The 17,504-nt window shown below is 46.3% G+C and carries 16 protein-coding genes; 9 read left to right on the top strand and 7 right to left on the bottom strand.

Annotated elements, in window-relative coordinates; translation table 11 throughout:
• Positions 1-266 precede the first annotated feature (266 nt).
• Complete coding sequence (locus tag FTU69_RS10895; RefSeq protein ID WP_163142719.1) at positions 267-791, top strand: GspH/FimT family pseudopilin; 525 nt, start codon at positions 267-269, stop codon at positions 789-791.
• Positions 792-913: 122 nt separating this feature from the next.
• On the top strand, positions 914-2,089 hold the full coding sequence (locus FTU69_RS10890) for an acetyl-CoA C-acyltransferase (RefSeq protein ID WP_005175806.1): 1,176 nt from the start codon (positions 914-916) through the stop codon (positions 2,087-2,089).
• 201 nt (positions 2,090-2,290) lie between these two features.
• Here the strand turns inward: FTU69_RS10890 and FTU69_RS10885 are convergent, their stop codons facing one another.
• The 4 genes from FTU69_RS10885 to FTU69_RS10870 all read right to left on the bottom strand — a co-directional run bounded on the left by FTU69_RS10885 (position 2,291) and on the right by FTU69_RS10870 (position 7,036).
• Positions 2,291-3,277 carry a diaminopimelate dehydrogenase gene (locus tag FTU69_RS10885; protein ID WP_180103874.1) on the bottom strand — a complete coding sequence of 329 codons (987 nt, stop codon included), beginning with the start codon at positions 3,275-3,277 and terminating at the stop codon, positions 2,291-2,293.
• Between the two features lie 241 nt (positions 3,278-3,518).
• Complete coding sequence (locus FTU69_RS10880; RefSeq protein WP_005175797.1) at positions 3,519-4,004, bottom strand: DUF934 domain-containing protein; 486 nt, start codon at positions 4,002-4,004, stop codon at positions 3,519-3,521.
• The gene (locus tag FTU69_RS10875) at positions 3,997-5,640 is read right to left on the bottom strand and encodes a nitrite/sulfite reductase (RefSeq protein WP_180103873.1); all 1,644 of its coding nucleotides are present in this window, start codon (positions 5,638-5,640) and stop codon (positions 3,997-3,999) included. The genes FTU69_RS10880 and FTU69_RS10875 overlap by 8 nt, the downstream gene beginning before the upstream one ends.
• A gap of 277 nt (positions 5,641-5,917) precedes the next feature.
• The gene (locus tag FTU69_RS10870) at positions 5,918-7,036 is read right to left on the bottom strand and encodes a CaiB/BaiF CoA-transferase family protein (protein ID WP_180103872.1); all 1,119 of its coding nucleotides are present in this window, start codon (positions 7,034-7,036) and stop codon (positions 5,918-5,920) included.
• Positions 7,037-7,253: 217 nt separating this feature from the next.
• On the opposite strand from FTU69_RS10870, the gene FTU69_RS10865 reads away from it, so the two are divergent.
• The 4 genes from FTU69_RS10865 (at position 7,254) to FTU69_RS10850 (ending at position 12,304) form a co-directional block, all read left to right on the top strand.
• Complete coding sequence (locus tag FTU69_RS10865) at positions 7,254-8,264, top strand: AraC family transcriptional regulator (protein WP_180103887.1); 1,011 nt, start codon at positions 7,254-7,256, stop codon at positions 8,262-8,264.
• A gap of 181 nt (positions 8,265-8,445) precedes the next feature.
• Entirely contained in the window at positions 8,446-9,651 is a 1,206-nt protein-coding gene (locus FTU69_RS10860) for an acetyl-CoA C-acetyltransferase (RefSeq protein WP_180103871.1), read from the top strand.
• A gap of 11 nt (positions 9,652-9,662) precedes the next feature.
• Positions 9,663-11,795, top strand: a complete 2,133-nt coding sequence (locus tag FTU69_RS10855; protein ID WP_180103870.1) for a 3-hydroxyacyl-CoA dehydrogenase NAD-binding domain-containing protein — start codon at positions 9,663-9,665, stop codon at positions 11,793-11,795.
• Positions 11,796-11,971: 176 nt separating this feature from the next.
• Positions 11,972-12,304 carry a hypothetical protein gene (locus FTU69_RS10850; RefSeq protein WP_016659810.1) on the top strand — a complete coding sequence of 111 codons (333 nt, stop codon included), beginning with the start codon at positions 11,972-11,974 and terminating at the stop codon, positions 12,302-12,304.
• 37 nt (positions 12,305-12,341) lie between these two features.
• Here FTU69_RS10850 and FTU69_RS10845 read toward each other — a convergent pair whose 3' ends face one another.
• Genes FTU69_RS10845 through FTU69_RS10835 form a run of 3 tightly spaced genes read right to left on the bottom strand, consistent with a single transcriptional unit; the run spans position 12,342 to position 14,736 of the window.
• Complete coding sequence (locus FTU69_RS10845) at positions 12,342-13,058, bottom strand: endonuclease/exonuclease/phosphatase family protein (RefSeq protein ID WP_168395862.1); 717 nt, start codon at positions 13,056-13,058, stop codon at positions 12,342-12,344.
• 5 nt (positions 13,059-13,063) lie between these two features.
• A complete protein-coding gene (locus tag FTU69_RS10840) occupies positions 13,064-13,492 on the bottom strand; it encodes a GNAT family N-acetyltransferase (protein ID WP_075167931.1) in 429 nt (142 codons plus the stop codon).
• Between the two features lie 23 nt (positions 13,493-13,515).
• Positions 13,516-14,736, bottom strand: coding sequence for an SAM-dependent methyltransferase (locus tag FTU69_RS10835; protein ID WP_180103869.1), 1,221 nt, complete (start codon positions 14,734-14,736; stop codon positions 13,516-13,518).
• Positions 14,737-14,843: 107 nt separating this feature from the next.
• Between FTU69_RS10835 and FTU69_RS10830 the strand changes: the two genes are divergently transcribed.
• The 3 genes from FTU69_RS10830 (at position 14,844) to FTU69_RS10820 (ending at position 17,490) form a co-directional block, all read left to right on the top strand.
• Positions 14,844-15,485, top strand: coding sequence for a hemolysin III family protein (locus FTU69_RS10830; protein WP_005175777.1), 642 nt, complete (start codon positions 14,844-14,846; stop codon positions 15,483-15,485).
• A gap of 141 nt (positions 15,486-15,626) precedes the next feature.
• Positions 15,627-16,946 (top strand): MFS transporter, encoded by a 1,320-nt coding sequence (locus FTU69_RS10825; RefSeq protein ID WP_075167916.1) that lies wholly within the window; start codon positions 15,627-15,629, stop codon positions 16,944-16,946.
• A gap of 139 nt (positions 16,947-17,085) precedes the next feature.
• Positions 17,086-17,490 carry a hypothetical protein gene (locus FTU69_RS10820; protein WP_180103868.1) on the top strand — a complete coding sequence of 135 codons (405 nt, stop codon included), beginning with the start codon at positions 17,086-17,088 and terminating at the stop codon, positions 17,488-17,490.
• Positions 17,491-17,504: the final 14 nt, after the last annotated feature.

The following is a 17,504-nucleotide window of genomic DNA, read 5'->3' as shown; positions in this document are numbered from 1 at the left end:
AATCATACAAACACTTTATTCTTTTTCCAAGTGCTTGATAATTTTAATCAAGTAAATTATTGACAAAATTACTTACAATTTCCGTTGTAATTCGGTAAATTTTTACTCAATTTTTTGTTGTGGATAGCTTATTGTCACTTCCACTTTATTTTAGCAGCTTTATAGAAAGATGCGTAAAAATAATGACAACCTAGAAAAATATTACAAAACAATATTTTGTATTACAGAAACATAATAAAAATATAAAAATTATAGGTCTACTTAGTATGTACCCAATTAAATCTCACACTACAGGCTTTAGTCTGTTTGAACTCATTGTGGTGATGGCAATTATTGGCATCATTAGTGCGATTGCTTTGCCTCATTTTCAGCAATATCTGGCCCAGCAAGAAGCCAAGCGCATCCGTTATTTACTGCAATATAGTATTAACCTGGCCAAATCCCAAGCCCTCACCTATCGCGCCAATATTGTAATTTGTCCGAGTGCCGATCTGCAGCAATGTCAGAATAATCAATGGAACAGCGGTTTTATTATTTTTATCGATCATAACCGCAACCGAAGCCTCGATTCAGGTGAATCTATTGTCTTAACTGAAAAGACCCGCCTGAAATACGGTAACCTGGAATGGAAAGGCGCCCTGTCTCTGCCCAGTCTCAGATTTAACGCCCAGCAGGGTTTACCTTTAGGCTCTAATGGCAGTTTTTATTATTGTTCAGGTTTTACCCCCAATCAGCGTATTTTCCTCAGTAATCGTGGTTTTCTACGCATAGAATTTCCCAATAGCTGCTAAAACTTATGCGTCTAAAGATGTATGAAAATTACGCTTTATTCTGTGGATTTTTCCCCTATACTGCTAGGGCTTAAGCTCAAAATAAATATTGAATTGATTAGAAACAGATTGGAGATACAACGATGACGGATATCGTAATTGTTAATGGTGCACGGACAGCAATGGGTGGTTTTCAGGGTAGTCTTGCCAGTTTAACCGCACCCGACTTAGGTGCAGCCACCATTCAAGCCGCTATTTCTCGTGCTGGCTTACAACCGACCGATATCGAAGAAGTCATTATGGGCTGTGTTTTACCGGCCGGCTTAAAACAGGGTCCTGCACGTCAAGCCATGCGTAAGGCAGGCTTACCGGATTCAACCGGTGCTGTAACCATTAACAAACTGTGTGGTTCAGGCATGAAAGCGGTCATGCAAGCCGCAGATATGATTAAAGCCGGTTCAGCAACTTACGTGGTTGCTGGTGGTATGGAATCAATGACCAATGCGCCGTATATCCTGCCAAAAGCACGCGGCGGTTTCCGTATGGGCCATGGTGAAGTCAAAGACCATATGTTCCTAGATGGCCTTGAAGATGCAGAAACCGGCCGTTTAATGGGTTCTTTTGCACAGGACATGGCCAATACCAAAGGTTATACCCGCGAGCAAATGGATGACTTTGCTATTCGTTCATTAAAACGTGCACAAACTGCAGTGAATGAAGGTTATTTTACCGATGAAATCGTGCCTGTAACGGTGTCTACCCGTAAAGGCGATGTCGTGGTCGATAAAGATGAACAACCATTCAACGCCAATATTGAAAAAATTCCAACACTACGCCCAGCGTTTGCTAAAGATGGCACCATTACTGCGGCCAATGCCAGCTCTATTTCGGATGGTGCATCTGCACTTGTATTAACCTCAGCAGACAACGCTGCAGCAAAAGGTTTACAACCGCTAGCCAAGCTGATTGCCTATGCTTCGAATTCACAGCATCCATCTGAATTTACCATTGCGCCAGTCGGTGCAATTCAAAAAGTTCTGGATAAAACCGGCTGGACGGTTGCAGATGTGGATCTGTGGGAAATCAATGAAGCTTTTGCCATGGTGACCATGTGTCCAATGGACGAGTTCAAACTGGACCCAGAAAAAGTCAACATCAATGGCGGTGCCTGTGCACTTGGTCACCCAGTTGGTTCGACCGGTTCACGTATTATTTTAACCCTGATTCATGCCCTGAAACGTACCGGCGGCAAGCGTGGTATCGCAGCCCTGTGTATCGGTGGCGGTGAAGCAACTGCTGTGGCGATTGAGTTAATTTAATCTTTTAAACCCCTCTTTACCTTGCACTTCGTTAAAAGCAATACTTTTAATTTGTTCAGGGTTTAGGGAGATTTAATTCAGTCAATCCTCCCCTAACCCCTCCTTTATTAAAGGAGGGGGATTATAAAGGACAAAAATAAAAAGCCTTCACTTGAAGGCTTTTTATCATCACAATTAAAGTAACCGTTTAAATTTTAATACTTAAAGAATTTCTTTACGCAGTTGTTCCGGTGACTTCATCGACAATAAACCTGGTGCAACATCAAATGCGGTTTTCGCACCGTACTGACCCATCTGGTTCATGCGGTAACACGCACGTGCATAAGCCACCAATACGCTTGCCGTAAACTCAGGATTACTCTCCAGTTTCAAAGAGAATTCCATGACTTGATTATGGGCATCGCTGGTATTGCCACTACGAATCACGAATCCACCATGTGGCATACGATTGTGTTCATTGCGAAGAGTTTCTTCATCAATGAAGTTTACCGTTGTATTGTAGTCCGCAAAATAATCCGGCATGGTCACAATGGCCTGTTCAACCTTGGCTGCGTCTGCCCCCCCTTCAAGTACCACATAGCACTCACGCGTATGCTTATCTCGGGTGCTTAACTCTGGACGTGAACCTCTACGCACCTTATCCATCGCATCGGTGGAGGGAATGGTATATTGCACACCCGCTTTCACACCCTCAACACGACGAATCGCATCTGAGTGACCCTGACTCAAACCTTTACCCCAGAAGGTATAGGTTTCACCGTCTGGAAGTAATGCTTCACCGAACAAACGATTGATAGAGAACATACCCGGGTCCCAGCCAATCGAAATCATGGCTGTTTTCTTGTTCGCAAGTGCTGGCGCATTTACAGCATCAAAGAACTCTGGAATACGTGCGTGTGTATCAAAGCTGTCGACAGTATTAAATTTACTTGCTAATTCAGGGGTCTGTTTAGGCAAATCATCTTTCGATCCACCACATAAAATCAGTACATCAATCTGATTCTGGAAGTCAACCAATGCATCCATATGAAAAACTTTGGTTTCAGTAAAGCAGGGTGAAACAGTTTCAGGCGCACGGCGAGTAAAAATACCCACAAGCTGTAAATCTGGATTCTTTTGAATGGCAGTTTCCACACCACGCCCTAAATTGCCATAACCAGCAATACCAATACGAATAGAATGTTGCATACAGACAAGTCACTTCAAGCTAATAGTTAAACTTTTCCAAATCAGATTCATAAAACGAAGATGATTGGGTGCTTCTTCTGTGGATTCAAGCCATGATTCAGCCTGCTCACAGAATGCACCATATTGTGCCACAATGTTGTATTTGCACCAAATTAAAGCAAAGTCAGTCGCGATGCTGATCTAAATCTATCGCATAAAAACAAAAAAACCTCCTGACGGAGGTTTTTCGCAACGGGTGAAATTAAGCACCCGTTTGATAACGTGCCTGAGCCACGGCCGTCGAAGCCTGATAAGGATGGGTAAAATCACCCAGACCGGCTGCCGCTTCCTGAATATCTTTACCTTCTTTAATCACGAAGGTATCGAAACCGGAACGCTTCATATAGTTCAGTACATCTTTAAATACATCACCTGTGGCACGGAGTTCGCCTTCAAAACCCTGACGGCGAAGCAGTGCTGCAAATGAATAACCACGACCATCGTTAAAGCCTGCAAACTCAATAAAGATGGCATCGAGCTGATCTAACGGAAACTCATTGGTTTCAGGCGAAGCATCTACGGTTAAGTACAGCGCTTTTTTACCTGAAACATTAGCAAGTTGATCGAGCTGCTCAACCGTTAAAACCACATCACCTTGTGGTAACACGCCATCTTCACCAATAATTTGGTAAGTATTGTCTGCAATCGTGCCATCTTTAGAGAGCACTTGTAGTGCGGTATTAAGCATATGCACGCTCCTTAAATGGTTGAATGCCAACACGGCGATAGGTATCAATAAACTCTTCACCTTCCTGGCGCAGGTCAAGATAAGTATTTAAAATTTCTTCCACCACATCTGGCACTTTTTCCGCAGCAAATGATGGCCCTAAGATGTCACCGATTGAGGCATCATGATCAGCATTACCACCCAGGGTAATCTGGTAGAATTCCGCGCCTTTTTTATCAACACCTAAAATCCCGATGTTGCCGACATGGTGATGACCACAGGCATTCATACAACCGGAGATGTTCAGATCCAGTTTACCCAGGTTGTAAATGGTATCAAGGTCATCAAAACGGCGTGAAATCGCTTCAGAAATTGGAATTGATTTGGCATTGGCCAGCGAGCAGAAATCACCGCCTGGGCAGCAGATAATATCAGTCAAGAAACCAATGTGCGCACGCGCCAGGTTGTGTTGATCCAGGGTTTGCCATAAGGCAAACAGGTCTTTTTGTGGTACATCTACCAGGGCAATATTCTGCTCGTGTGTAGTACGTAATTCACCGAAAGTGTACTGATCAGCCAGGTCAGCGATCAGGTTCATTTCTTCCGTGGTGACATCACCCGGGGCAATACCGGCACGTTTCAGTGAAATGGTGACAATACGGTAGCCTTTCACTTTGTGTGCATTGGTATTGATGTTAAACCATTGCTTGAACTTCGGATATTGTGCAAACAGCGCGGTGAAGTCCTCATCTTCATAGTCCTGATAATCGAATGGCGTAAAGTTCTCATCCATTTTTTTCAGGGTGTCTGCATCGACTTTTAAGGTTTTCACCGTATGTGCAAATTCAGCTTCAACTTTCTCGGCAAATACTTCTGGCGTGAGTGCTTTTACCAGAATCTTGATACGTGCTTTATATTTGTTATCACGACGGCCATGCAGGTTATAGACACGCAGCACTGCTTCCAAGTAAGCAATTAAGTCTTCACGTGGCAGCCATTCTTTAATCACTGCACCGATGATTGGGGTACGACCCAAACCACCGCCAACCATGATTTTATAGCCCATTTCGCCGGCTGCATTGCGTACAATATACACACCAATATCATGGAAAGCAGTTGCCGCACGGTCAATTTCTTCAAGTGCAGATACCGCAATCTTGAATTTACGTGGCAAGAAGGCAAATTCTGGATGGAAAGTCGACCATTGACGGATCAGCTCACAGGTCGGACGCGGATCGGCAATTTCACCAGCGACCACACCGGCATACTGGTCCGTGGTGGTATTCCGGATACAGTTACCTGAGGTTTGAATCGCGTGCATCTGAACTGTGGCCAGTTCAGCCAGCATATCTGGCACGTTTTCTAGTGCAGGCCAGTTAAACTGAATATTTTGACGTGTTGAAACGTGGGCATAACCACGGTCATAGGCCTTGGCCAAGGCAGCGACTTTACGCAGCTGGGTCGAGCTCATTAAACCATAAGGCACGGCAATACGTAACATTGGCGCATAGCGCTGTACATATAAACCATTTTGGAGACGAAGTGGACGATATTCATCTTCTGTCAATTTGCCCGCTAAATAACGTTCCGTCTGGTCACGGAACTGCGCAACACGTTCATTAATCAGTTGCTGATCGAAATCAGTATATAAATACATGGCGTACAGCTAGTAGTTTCATTATAACGACCGACAGGATAGCGACATTTTATCTATCAACAAAATGCGTTTTTTACATATTTCATAGCGATTTTATTGATAAGTCAGCTGGACTTGCGCTGTAAGCAAGCCTTTGCAGCCATTCATTATTATTTTCTGGATCTTTCATTATTTTTTGCGTTATTTAGCATTTTTTTTCATAAGATGTTTATCCTCACTTTTGGGTCTGGATAAACATCTTATATTGGCTGATAAACCTCTTTTATAGACCGGCGCGTTACCAGTTCCCCTGCCCCAAACCTTGGCCACGGAAATCATAACGAGCTTTGGAGCGCGAGAATTTAATCGGGCAGGCCAACTGCGCTTCAGTGTCTGGGCTGTCCTGTTCCAGTGGCACTTGAACCACCCATTCGCGTTGCTGGGCCAGTGGTGAATGCAGTGCTTCTTCTAAATACAGCACCGGTTCGACACAAACATCCCGCTCGGCAAATATTTGCTGCCATTCTACCCAGCTTTTGGATTGAATTTTATTGCCAATGGCCTGTTTCACCGCCTGCCGGTCGTCTGAATCAAAAGAACTTCCTTTTTCCACAATTAGTGGCAACTCCAGGACCGCAGCCAGACCTTGCATAAATTGTGGCTCCAAACCACCGATCGAAAGATAGCGGCCATCTGAGGTACGATAATAGTCATAAAAAATCGCGCCATTTAAATGACCAGCTTCGGGACGCTGCTGTTCCTGTCCGGCCAGGCTGGCTGCCGCAGCCATATTGTTTAAGGCCGCCACACAGTCAGTCATGGAAATATCAATATATTGTCCCTGTCCGCTGCTTTGCCGTTCAATGACGGCGGCCAATATACCGACCAGCGCATGTAGTGAGCCACCTGCAACATCAGCAATCTGAATGCCCATTGGCGGTGGCCCGGACTGTGCCCGGCCACTATGCCCGGCAATACCGGAAAGCGCTAAATAATTGATATCATGTCCAGCCTTGGCCTGATAAGGACCGCTTTGTCCATAGCCGGTAATGGAACAATAAATCAGTCCGGGATGAATTTCTGCCAATGTGGCATAATCCAGCCCCAAACGCTGCATTACCCCAGGGCGAAACTGCTCAACCACAATATCGTAATCTTTAATTTTGGCTTTAATTTGTGCAATGCTGTCCGGGTCTTTTAAATCCAGCGTCACCGACTGTTTATTGCGGTTCAGGTAACTGTGCGAAGTCGCCTGGCCATTGGCATAGGGCGGAAATAGCCGGACCAGATCGGGACGGTTCGGTGATTCAATATGCACCACTTCTGCGCCTAAATCGGCCAGATAAAGCGTGGCAAATGGTCCGGGTAACAAGGTGGAAAAATCTAAAACTTTGAGTCCGTTTAAAGCGTATGACATTGGAGTTTTTACTCTATTTGTGTTGATTTTTTCATCATCTTAGAAATATAAAAGCATAAACACAATGTCATGTTCAGCCATTTACCTTGATCATTTCGGCAATTTAATATGTGAAAATGGCAAAACAACTCCAGTAAATTGCCAAAAACTTTATTTTTAATGTCATTTAGGTCAAACATACGTGATTACCAAAGACAAAGAGTCAGAAGGCTTTAATATGAGCCGCGATACCATCAGTATCCACTTCGTAAATGCGGCTCTAACCGGTGTCAAACGCCTTGGCATGGACGTCGAGACCTTATTATCACACGTGGGTATTGAGGCCGAGCTGTTACGCCAGCCCAAAGCGCGAATCTCGCCAGAACAATATACCCGTTTTATTAAAATGCTGTGGATGGTGACTCAGGACGAGCACATCGGCTTTGATGTTCAAGGCCGCCGCTTAGGTACTTTTGCCATCATGTGCCAGCTGATCATCCATGCCAAAACCTTGGGTGATGCCTTAGAACTGTCCTCCCAGTTCTATAAACTGTTTGGCGATGAATGGTCGGTGACGCTGGAACGTGACAAACACGAAGCCCGTCTGGTGCCGTTAATTCCTAAGAACATGGACCCGGACCACTTTATTACTGAAAGTATGCTGATGATCTGGCATGGTCTGGCATCGTGGTTAATTGAACGCCGTCTGCCGCTGGAACGTGTCCACTTTGGTTATGAGCGCCCTGCCCATGCCGATGAATATGATGCGCTGTTCTTCGCCCCAGTGATGCAGTTTGATATGCCGCGTACCGAAATTACCTTTGCGGCCGACTATCTGGACTTGCCAATTCGCCAGAATGAAGAAACCCTGGAAGAATTCCTGAAAGCGGCACCGGCACAGTTATTAGTGAAATTCAAAAATACCAACTCTTTAACTTCACGAATTCGTGATGTCCTGAAGAGCCAGATTGGCGAAGAAATGCCAACCTTGAATGATGTTGCCTCAATGCTGTATCTGTCGCCGCAAACCCTGCGCCGCCGTCTGGCAGCCGAAGGTAAAAGCTATCAGGGCGTCAAAGATGCCTTACGTCGTGATGCCGCGATTCACTTGTTGCTGAATCCGGAACTGACGCTAGAAGATGTAGCGCAACAGGTCGGCTTTAGTGAAACCAGTACCTTCCACCGTGCCTTTAAAAAATGGACTGGAGTGACACCAGGGCTATATCGCCAGTTACACGGTTATCACTAAACATTTTTTAGACAACGTCTTTTCAGGTTTGATCTTCCTCTCCGCCCTCACCGCCAAGTGAGGGCTTTTTTTATTGGCGAAAAGCATCATCTGACCTCGCCCGTTCTCGTCATTGCACTTCATCAATTAATCATTACACTCAAAAAGCATAACAATTTAAAACTCATCAAAGGGATAGCACATGAGCGAGGCTTATATTATTGATGCCATTCGCACACCACGCGGAAAAGGAAAAAAAGATGGTTCACTCTATGAAGTGAAACCGATCAGTCTGGTCACCACCCTGTTGCGTGAATTAAAACAGCGCCATCAGCTGGATACTGCCCAGGTCGATGATATTGTGCTGGGCTGCGTCACACCGGTCGGTGATCAGGGTGCCGATATTGCCAAAACAGCAGCGATTGCTGCCGGCTGGAACAATGATGTGGCAGGTGTGCAGATCAACCGTTTTTGTGCCTCCGGTCTAGAAGCCGTGAACTTGGCCGCGCAAAAAGTCCGCTCTGGCTGGGAAGATCTGGTCGTCGCCGGTGGAGTGGAGTCAATGTCCCGCGTACCAATGGGTTCAGATGGCGGCCCGTGGGCGCTGGACCCGGAAACCAACATGGCCTCGAAATTTGTCCCGCAAGGCATTGGTGCCGATTTAATTGCCAGCATTGATGGCTATAGCCGTGCCGATGTCGATGCCTTTGCCGAGCAGTCACAAAAGAAAGCCGCGGCTGCGCACGCCAATGGTCATTTTGAGCGTTCAATTGTGCCGGTCAAGGACAAAGCCGGTGTTGTAATTCTAGCCAAAGATGAATTTATTAAGCCGAATACCACGGCGGAAGGCCTGGCCAAACTCAATCCAAGTTTTGAAATGATGGGACAGATGGGTTTTGATGCCATTGCACTGCAAAAATATCCTGAAGTCGAGAAAATTCAGCATGTGCATCATGCCGGTAACTCCTCCGGTATTGTCGATGGTGCCGCGCTGGTGTTACTGGCCTCGGAAAAAGCCGTGCAGGAACAGGGTTTGAAACCACGCGCCAAAGTGCTGGCCACAGCACTGGTTGGTGCTGATCCGACCATCATGCTCACCGGGCCTGCGCCGGCAGCCCGTAAAGCTCTGGCCAAAGCTGGCCTAAGTATTGAGGACATTGACCTGTTTGAAGTCAATGAAGCTTTTGCGGCGGTGGTCATGCGGTTTATTAACGAGATGCAGGTCGATCCGGCCAAAGTCAATGTCAACGGCGGTGCAATTGCCATGGGTCATCCACTCGGGGCCACCGGTGCCATGATTTTAGGCACCCTGCTGGATGAGCTGGAACGTCAGGGCAAAAAACGTGGTCTGGCCACCTTATGTGTCGGTGGCGGTATGGGTATTGCCACCATTATTGAACTGGTTTAAGGAGGAGCCGCATGAGCGCTATTCAATTCGAAAAAAACGCCGACAATATTGTAATCTTAACGCTAGACTCGCCAAACCAGTCCGCCAACACCATGAATGCAGATTTCCGTGCAGCTTTGGCAGAAACTGTGGAAAAACTCAAAGCCGATGAACAGATTGCCGGAATTATCTTCCGTTCGGCCAAAAAAACCTTCTTTGCCGGCGGTGATCTCGATGAACTGATTCAGGCCCAGCCGGAACAGGCCAGCGACTTTTTCCAAATGGTAGAAGGCATGAAAGCCCAGCTGCGTTATATCGAAACGCGTGGTATTCCGGTGGTGGCTGCCTTAAATGGTACAGCGCTTGGCGGTGGCTGGGAACTGGCATTGGGCTGCCATCACCGCATTGCCTTGAATGACCCAAAAACCAGATTCGGTTTACCGGAAGTGACTTTGGGCCTGCTACCAGGTGGCGGCGGCATCGTGCGAATGGTAGGTCTGCTCGGCCTGCAAACCGCTTTTCCATTTTTAATCGAAGGCAAACAGTTTGGGGTAGAAAAAGCTCTGTCTTTGGGCCTGATCCATGACACGGCCGACTCAGCAGATGAAATGCTGCAAAAAGCCATCAACTGGATTCAGGCACATCCGAAATCACAACAACCGTTTGATGTAAAAGGCTATAAAATTCCGGGCGGTGATCCGAAACATCCAGCGGTGGCGCAGATGCTGGCGATTGCTCCGGCGATTTTACGTGACAAGACCAAAGGCTGTTATCCAGCACCGGAAGCAATTATGTCGGCTGCGGTCGAAGGTGCACAGGTTGATGTCGATACCGCACTGACCATTGAATCACGTTATTTTACCTATCTGGCGACCGGTCAGGTCTCTAAAAATATGATTGGCACCTTCTGGCATGGCCTGAATGCCATTAAATCCGGTGCCAGCCGCCCACAGGATATTCCGCAGTGGCAGGCGAAAAAAGTCGGTATTTTAGGTGCCGGAATGATGGGTGCCGGAATTGCCTATGCTGCAGCCATTAAAGGCATTGTGGTCATCCTGAAAGATGTTGCTGTAGAAAATGCTGAAAAAGGCAAAGCCTACAGCCAGAAACTGCTGGATAAAAAAGTTGCTCAAGGGCGGATGACTGCAGAAAAACGTGACCAGATTCTGGCGCGCATTACCCCGACGGCCTCAGCGGCAGATCTGGCTGGTTGTGACCTGATCATTGAAGCGGTGTTTGAAAATCAGCAATTAAAAGCACAGGTGACCCAGGAAGCCGAAGGCTATCTGACTGCCGATGGCGTGATGGCCTCTAATACTTCGACCCTGCCCATTAGCGGTCTGGCGCAAGCCGCGAACGAACAAAGCCGTTTTATTGGTCTGCATTTCTTTAGCCCGGTCGATAAGATGCAACTGGTTGAAATTATTAAAGGCCAGAACACAAATCGTGAAACTGTGGCTAAGGCCTATGACTTTGTTCAGCAGATTGGCAAGACGCCAATTGTGGTCAATGACAGTCGCGGTTTCTTTACCAGCCGCGTGTTTGGCACTTTTGTGCAGGAAGGTCTGCGTATGCTGGCCGAAGGCATCCATCCGGCCAAAATTGAAATGGCCGCGCTCAAAGCCGGGATGCCTGTTGGACCGCTGGCGATTCAGGATGAAGTCTCGCTGACCTTATCCGAGCATGTCGCGGCAGAAACCCGCAAAGCCTTGCAGGCGGAAGGCAAAGAACGCCCACGCTCAGGTGCAGATGAAGTCATTGAAACCATGATCCATCAGTTTAACCGTAAAGGTAAAGCAGCCGGCGCCGGGTTCTATGACTATCCTGAAGGTGGCAAAAAATCGCTCTGGGAAGGCCTCAGTTACTGGAAAAAAGAGCAGACTGTCGATGAGCAGGAACTGATTGACCGCTTCCTGTTTGTCCAATCGCTGGATACTTTGCGCTGTCTGGAAGAAGGCGTGCTGGAATCGGTGGTAGATGGCAATGTCGGCTCGATTTTCGGGATTGGGTTTGCTCCGTGGACCGGTGGTGCCCTGCAGTTCCTGAATCAATATGGCCTAAAAGATGCGCTAAACCGAGCACAAGCTTTGGAACAGCGTTATGGTGAGCGTTTTGCCCCGCCCCAGTTATTAAAAGACAAAGTCGCGCAAGGCGAACAAATTTAAACCCATCCAGCTTGGTAGCATTCAAGAGGCCTTTAGGGCCTCTTGTCTGTTCTGGCGACAGTATTGAGCCGCGCCTCGGCGCAAGGAAAGCATTTTCTTGGCTTGGACTTTGAAATAATTATGTTATAAAGTTTCAACAGATTCAGTTTTCTTTTTATCCAATTGGGCAGTTTGTTATGACCGACCACTCATCTCCAGAAAAATCTCCTTGGGGTTGGAAAGCACTTATTATTTTCTCGGTTTTAGGTGCGTTATTTCTTGGCCTGTTCTATCTTGCCGTGAGCAATGAACCGGACTATATGCCAAGCCAGCAGAATAAACACAACACCCAGCAACATGCCTTTAAAAATGCGCCTGCCATGTCTGAAGAGGCTTTGGCCAAAGCTCAGGCTGACCGCGAAGCGCGTGAAGCTCGTGCGGCGGCCAGCGCAGAACAGCATCAGATGACCGAAGCGGAACACGCTGCCATGGATGAAAGCCATGAGCAAGCACCTGCACATGGGCACTAATTAAATACCATTTGAAAATAGACTCTACTCTTAGGGTCTATTTTTCAAACTTGGGTGCTAGATCAAAATATAGTGGTAAATGATCACTCAAACTTAGCCAAGGTGTTTGATCTCCCACCTGCATGCTAGCTTGATCTATTTTCCAAAATTGCTCAGAAGCAAACATATAATCAATATGATATGCCTTCGCTAAATTTCGCTGTAAAAAGAATGTTGCTTGACTTTCCTGCCCTTGTTTCTCATTAGAAATGTGATGGTAAAGACTCTTTATTTTTAGATCATTAAATATACGTATGACATCGGAGTGATTCCACCACCGATCCCAAACATCCCACTGTGAGTTGCTGTTAAAATCTCCACCAATAATGAGCGGAATATTTTGCATTTTTAGTTGATGTAACTGTAAATATTTCCAAATTTGACCAATATATGCAAAAGTTGGAGAGTTTGCATGTTTTGCCCATACAGCAAGGAGCGTAAAGGATTGATTAACTTTAATAGGTAAAAATAGTTCTAGTTTGTTGTCTTGCCAATCTAATACTTCTAGTGATAAAGCATCTTTTGTAAAAATACCTATGCCTTTATTCTTATTATTTCCTTTCCAAACAAAATTAGAAAAATATTGTCGATAAATTTTCTTTGCCTGTTCCGTATGCTCACATTCCTGAATAATATAAATATCGGCATCAAATTGAAGAATAGGCTCAATTTTATTTCTAAAAGCACCATTACAATTCCATGTCACAATCTTCATTGTATTCAACTTTCAAACACTAAACGCATGTCTACATGCGCAATACCACAATCTAAATACGATTCACCCTCCACCTGAAAACCCAAGCTTTGATAAAACGGAATCGCGTGTTCCTGCGCAGACAACTTGACCCACGGACGTTGCTGCTGCTTTGCCATCTGAATAATATGCTGCATTAGAACACGTCCCACACCTAAACCACGCTGTGACTTCAGTACCGCGACCCGCCCAATACTGTGATTTTCCAATAAGCGTGCTGTTGCAATCGCCTGCTTTGCTATATAAACCACAAAATGCAAGGCAACTGCATCCTGTGCATCCCATTCATCTTCAGGGGCAATCTGCTGTTCCTGAATAAAGACTTGCTCACGAATAGATTTGGCCTCTGTCGCAAACTGTCCCCAAGTGCCCGATTGAATTTCATAATTTTGCATCTTTTTATCCTGATCCATCTTGCTTAGCACTTCGAACCAATGCCCTGTTGATCCCATTGATCGTTCAACAACAACTCCAAAGAATGTCTTTGAATACCGTACATGGTTTTTAAATCACGAATTTGTGCCAAAATTGCTTGATCAGGTTCACTCCAATTTTGGCGTTTGGTGGCCAGAATCATCTTGTTTTTGCTGGTATGTTCCAGTGACACAAACTCAAACACCTTGGTCTCATAGCCATAGGCTTTCAGCAATAAGGCCCGGATGGTATCGGTGAGCATTTCCGCCTGCTGTCCGGCATGAATCCCAAAATGCAGCATCGGTTGCAACACTTTAGGTGCCTGTAACTGCGGACGCAATTCTTTATGGCAACACGGCGCACACATAATCATTTGTGCATTCAGGCGAATGCCGGTGTGAATGGCAAAGTCGGTGGCGACATCACAGGCATGCAAGGCAATCATCACATCGAGCTGTTCCGGTGCATAGGTACGGACATCGCCCTGGAAAAAGTCCAGTTGCTGAAAGCCGGAATCTTGCGCCACCTGCTGACAGAACGCGACCATTTTCGGATTCAGTTCCACACCGGTCACATACGGCATCTGCTGATGCTTGGCCAGATAGTCATACAGGGCAAAGGTTAAATAGCCTTTGCCAGAACCAAAATCAACAATATGCAAGGGCTGATCTTGAGTGTTGAGCTGCTCCACGGCCCCGGAGAAAATTTCCACAAATTTATTAATCTGTTTCCATTTTCGCGCCATGCTCGGAATGATCTGGCCATGCTGATCGGTAATGCTTAAATGCTGCAAAAATGGGCTGTCCTGTTCGACATAACGCTGTTTGCTGCGGTCATGACCTTGCGTAACAGTTGCCGGTGCAACCTCAGCTTTTTTCTTGTTCACCATCAGCATGGCTTTTTTCTTGTTCTTTTTCAGCTGCAGGTCTTCATCCAGGGTCAATAAATTGGCCTGTTTGCAGCAGCCTAGCAGCGCGCTGACCTGAGCCACAGCCTCAGATAAAGGATAGTTTTTGGTAACATCCTGGGTTTTATATCGGTACACACAGTTCAGTACAGCTTCATTTTGCAAAGAAATGACCCGGAAGGTCATTTTTTCCAGCTGTTCAAGTTCGCCTTTGTACTGACTCAGAATTAAACGCTCAAAACGCTGTGTTTCAATGGCTTGCTGAAACGTATCTAGAAATTGTTGTTCCGGATTGGGAGAAGTCGCCAATTGAGACATGAGTAAAACCTGAAATGAATTGCAGCTAAAGTGTAAAGCGTCTTACGCGAAATGCAAAATTGAATTACTATACATTCGTATATTTTAATTATAACGATCCCACGCTTATGAATGCACCCTTGGCACCCGACTACGATCCGGTTGAAGAACGAATGAACTTCATCAGCCATGCCATAGGCGCGGCTTTGGCGCTAGTGGCCGGTATTTTTTTAGTGATTAAAGGCAGTTATTTAAGTATTGGCCCTTGGATCGGGCTGTGGGTCTATGCGCTGAGTATGTTCCTATTGTTTTCGGCGTCCAGTCTGTACCACTATGCCGACAGTCCGCAGCGCCGCGGCTGGTATAAAAAGCTCGATCACACCGCCATCTATTATTTAATTGCCGGCACCTATACCCCTTTTCTGTCTATCGCCATTCCTACTGCCAAAGCGCAATATCTGTTAATTGCACTGTGGATTATTGCCCTGATTGGCACTGTATTTAAGCTGGTGTTCATCAACCGGTTCCAGAAAATTTCGCTAATTGCCTATCTGGTGATGGGCTGGTTAGCACTTCTGGTGATTGATGATATGCAACGCTTTTTAAGTCCACCTGCGCTAACTTTTTTATTGATTGGTGGAATTTCTTATACGATTGGTGCATTGTTTTATGCGTTAAAACGGGTAAGATACACACACGCTATCTGGCATATTTTTGTATTGATCGGGGCAGGATCACATTTTCTGTCTATCTATCTGTACGTGATTTAATTGTTTTGATTCTCCATTTCAGTGACCCTGAGCGCGTTGAATCGAAACGATTGCCGTTGTTTTTTTAAGAAATTACGCCTTTTTTAAAAAGATTACGCTTGTAAAACTAATTTTTTATTTTTAATAAGTGTAAGGTCATTCATGGCGTCATCAACTTCTGCTGCAATCAATGAAGAAGCAGCACCAACGAACTCAAAATTTCGTGTCCTCACCGCGAGTCTGGTAGGCACTACCATCGAATTCTTCGATTTTTATATTTATGCGACTGCTGCGGTCATTATTTTCCCGTACCTGTTCTTCCCGACCAGTACCGATCCGATGACCGCCACCATTCAGTCTCTGGCCACCTTTGCCATTGCCTTTATTGCCCGCCCGATTGGCGCGGCACTGTTTGGTCACCTCGGTGACCGTATTGGCCGTAAAGCTACCCTGGTTGCTGCGCTGCTGACCATGGGGATTTCCACTGTCGCCATTGGCCTGTTACCCACCTATGCACAAATCGGCATTGCCGCACCGTTACTGCTGGCCCTGTGCCGCTTAGGTCAAGGTCTAGGCTTGGGCGGTGAATGGTCAGGTGCGGTTTTACTGGCCACCGAAAATGCACCGGAAGGCAAACGTGCCTGGTACGGCATGTTCCCGCAACTGGGGGCTCCAATTGGTTTTATTCTGGCCACCGGTTCCTTCCTGCTGTTAGGCGCGTTCATGAGCGAAGAAGCGTTCATGAGCTGGGGCTGGCGTATTCCCTTTATTTCCAGTGCCTTACTGGTGATTGTTGGTCTGTGGATTCGTTTGAAACTGCATGAAACGCCGGCTTTCCAGAATGTTTTAAACAAACAGAAAGAAGTGAATGTGCCGTTTAAAGAAGTCATGACCAAACATTGGGGCATGCTGATTTTAGGCACCATTGCCGCGATCTGTACGTTCGTAGTGTTCTATCTGACCACGGTATTCGCGCTCAACTGGGGCACCACCCAGCTCGGTTATAGCCGCGCCGACTTCCTGGAATTACAGCTGATTGCTACCCTATGCTTTGCAGCGTTTATTCCACTCTCAGCGATTTTGGCAGAAAAATTTGGCCGTAAAGCCACGTCTATTGGTGTGTGTGTTGTATCGGCGCTCTTTGGTCTGGTTTTTGCCAGCATGCTGGAATCTGGCAATACCTTGGTGGTGTTCCTGTTCCTGTGTATTGGTCTGGCGATTATGGGGCTGACCTATGGTCCAATTGGGACCGTTCTGTCAGAGATTTTCCCGACTTCGGTACGTTATACCGGGTCTGCGCTGACCTTTAACCTGGCCGGTATTTTCGGTGCTTCTTTTGCACCGCTGATTGCCACCAAACTGGCGACCGAATATGGTCTGGCTGCCGTGGGTTATTACTTAACAGCTGCATCTATCTTGTCACTTCTGGCCTTCTTGGCGATTCGTGAAACCAAGCATGATGATGTCAACAGCCAGATTTAAAATGTTCATCTGACTGAAAAAACCAGCGTCCTTTACGCTGGTTTTTTTATTTGTGATGCAAAATCATACACAAACACACTATTGCATCTGGCCAAGTTTAGAAACAATAAAAGCTTATCCCCAGCCAGCAGGTCATTGTATGGATCGTCTGATTGAAACCCTTCGGGAAGAACAAGTGGTGAAAGTCATTTTTTTGCTGGATGATGGCAAACGCCATGAAGCGGTGCAGTACCTCCGCACAAACAGTCATTTGACTGAAGTAGAAGCCCAGCAGCTGATTGATGAACTGATTCGCCAGCACGGTCTGGCCATGGATGCCTCCAAGGGTGAATGTGCCCCCAAACCGATAGACGACATCAGCACACCCTATTTTGATACTGAAGATCCACCGCGCCCGCAGCTGCATACTGAAGCACAAGCCCCGGTCGAAACACCGGCAAATGGTATTGAAGATTTAAACCGGAACAATCACCGCCTGAATATCGGGGTATTGGTCTTGATTGGCGTCGTGATTCTGATCGCCTTGCTGTGGTGGGTCTTTTAAAATGCCCCCCCTTT

Source organism: Acinetobacter sp. YH12134 (assembly GCF_013418555.1).
GTDB lineage: Bacteria > Pseudomonadota > Gammaproteobacteria > Pseudomonadales > Moraxellaceae > Acinetobacter > Acinetobacter indicus.
This window is presented reverse-complemented; position numbering and strand designations above follow the sequence as displayed.

Bases quoted from the DNA above. Each gene is read 5' to 3' on its own strand.
- FTU69_RS10875 (WP_180103873.1), bottom strand. From the start codon at position 5,640: ATGTATTTATATACTGATTTCGATCAGCAACTGATTAATGAACGTGTT.
- FTU69_RS10845 (WP_168395862.1), bottom strand. From the start codon at position 13,058: ATGAAGATTGTGACATGGAATTGTAATGGTGCTTTTAGAAATAAAATT.
- FTU69_RS10895 (WP_163142719.1), top strand. From the start codon at position 267: ATGTACCCAATTAAATCTCACACTACAGGCTTTAGTCTGTTTGAACTC.
- FTU69_RS10830 (WP_005175777.1), top strand. From the start codon at position 14,844: ATGAATGCACCCTTGGCACCCGACTACGATCCGGTTGAAGAACGAATG.
- FTU69_RS10880 (WP_005175797.1), bottom strand. From the start codon at position 4,004: ATGCTTAATACCGCACTACAAGTGCTCTCTAAAGATGGCACGATTGCA.
- FTU69_RS10835 (WP_180103869.1), bottom strand. From the start codon at position 14,736: ATGTCTCAATTGGCGACTTCTCCCAATCCGGAACAACAATTTCTAGAT.
- FTU69_RS10855 (WP_180103870.1), top strand. From the start codon at position 9,663: ATGAGCGCTATTCAATTCGAAAAAAACGCCGACAATATTGTAATCTTA.
- FTU69_RS10820 (WP_180103868.1), top strand. From the start codon at position 17,086: ATGGATCGTCTGATTGAAACCCTTCGGGAAGAACAAGTGGTGAAAGTC.
- FTU69_RS10850 (WP_016659810.1), top strand. From the start codon at position 11,972: ATGACCGACCACTCATCTCCAGAAAAATCTCCTTGGGGTTGGAAAGCA.
- FTU69_RS10890 (WP_005175806.1), top strand. From the start codon at position 914: ATGACGGATATCGTAATTGTTAATGGTGCACGGACAGCAATGGGTGGT.
- FTU69_RS10860 (WP_180103871.1), top strand. From the start codon at position 8,446: ATGAGCGAGGCTTATATTATTGATGCCATTCGCACACCACGCGGAAAA.
- FTU69_RS10885 (WP_180103874.1), bottom strand. From the start codon at position 3,277: ATGCAACATTCTATTCGTATTGGTATTGCTGGTTATGGCAATTTAGGG.
- FTU69_RS10825 (WP_075167916.1), top strand. From the start codon at position 15,627: ATGGCGTCATCAACTTCTGCTGCAATCAATGAAGAAGCAGCACCAACG.
- FTU69_RS10870 (WP_180103872.1), bottom strand. From the start codon at position 7,036: ATGTCATACGCTTTAAACGGACTCAAAGTTTTAGATTTTTCCACCTTG.
- FTU69_RS10865 (WP_180103887.1), top strand. From the start codon at position 7,254: ATGAGCCGCGATACCATCAGTATCCACTTCGTAAATGCGGCTCTAACC.
- FTU69_RS10840 (WP_075167931.1), bottom strand. From the start codon at position 13,492: ATGCAAAATTATGAAATTCAATCGGGCACTTGGGGACAGTTTGCGACA.